1 protein-coding gene is annotated in these 1,556 nt (G+C 39.8%); it reads right to left on the reverse strand.

Annotated elements, in window-relative coordinates:
- A partial coding sequence (locus tag AC06OU_RS16410) for an aminotransferase class V-fold PLP-dependent enzyme (RefSeq protein ID WP_475857201.1) occupies positions 1-1,390 on the reverse strand: 1,390 nt, incomplete at its 3' end.
- Between the last annotated feature and the right edge of the window lie 166 nt (positions 1,391-1,556).

Below are 1,556 nucleotides of genomic sequence, written 5' to 3' on the forward strand. Positions count from 1 at the left end.
ATTGGTTTTCTTGTAATGTGAATATCATAGGATATGTGTTATTTGTAAAGAGCTCTATATTATGTCGTATAACTTCCTCTTCAATATACATCCATCTTTTATGTAAAAGCTTATATCTTTCCCCATCATCATAGGCCATTAAGGCATTTTCAAGGCTATGGATAAGTTGGGATGGCATTGTAAAGGGTACGTTGGAATTTGTCGTTAATCCTATGTCTAAATAGGCAGGGATACGCTCACAGGAGACTATTTCTGAATTGGCAAAGACAAAGGAAAGTCCGCTCATAGTACCTATTGCCTTTCCACTGACCCCTGTAGCCAAATATAATCCTTCCATAGAGAATGGGAGAGAACCAAACGAGCTAACACAGTCAGCACAGAGCAATACATTATAACGACGGCAAACGTCTTTCAGTTCTTCTAATTCATTTAGCATCCCTGTCGAGGTTTCCCCATGAACCATTAGTAGCCAGCTATAATTTCCAAGCGCAAGTTTTTTTTCAATGGCCTCTAAGTTATATGCCTGTCCCCAGTCATAGCTAACGACGTTATAATCTAATCCCCAACGTAATGCCTGTTTTTGAAGACGCTCTCCAAAAGCTCCATTCGTTAAGATTAGACCCCTTTCATCCAACACCTTCAATTGTGCAATCATTGCTTCATTTGCTAAAGTACCGGTCCCAACTAGTAAATGAACGTATTTAGCACCACTCAACTCGTTTAGCCTATGCTTAACTCGATCGAGCATTACCTCAAATTGATGGGAACGATGGGTGAGTGGATCTTCCTGAAAAGCATTTTTGATTACATTAACCTGATGAACAGGACCGGGATAAAAAGAATACCTTTTCTGCTTAAAGCGTGCAGCAACCGAATTATCAAAGCGCTCTCTCGTTAATACCATTGGGACAAATAAGGCATCCTCTGCTCCAATTGGATTTGCAAAAGGCTCAAAACCAAGCTGATTATACAGCTTTTGCTCTCTTACTGTTCCCGAAATAACGGCAGCTCCATATCCATTTTCATATGCAAAGTCAGATAGTGCTCTAGCTAAATAATAAAAAACACGCCCATTCCGATGCTTTTTATCTACCGCTAGTAAACGGACCTCACAGAGTGCCCCTTTTAGGGCATCCTCTGGGAGATAATTTTCTACTGGTCCAAGCTTCTTGTCTAATGAGAATGGACGCTCCGCTCTAAAGGCTACCATTCCCGCAAGCTCTTGGTCTTTTAATACAATCACATAAACGTTTTCATGGTGAAAAGGATCTACTCTCATTCCACTTGGATCTTTTTCATGTTGCGGTATCTCTTCTACGAATGTTTCATAATTTAATTTTGCGATAGCTTCAAACTCTTCATTTGTTCTCGCTATTTTGCACCAGTACATTTCCATTCCCCCTTTTTACTCACTAGAATGGCTACGTTCTGTTTTCTTTTCTAATAAATATATACCCCCTGCTATAAACGTAGCCGCTAATAAAAGCATCATCCATAGGTACGCTGATACAGCACTTAAGGTTTCCCCATAAATGGTAACTCTTTTTAATGCTTCC

Source organism: Psychrobacillus sp., assembly GCF_056205495.1.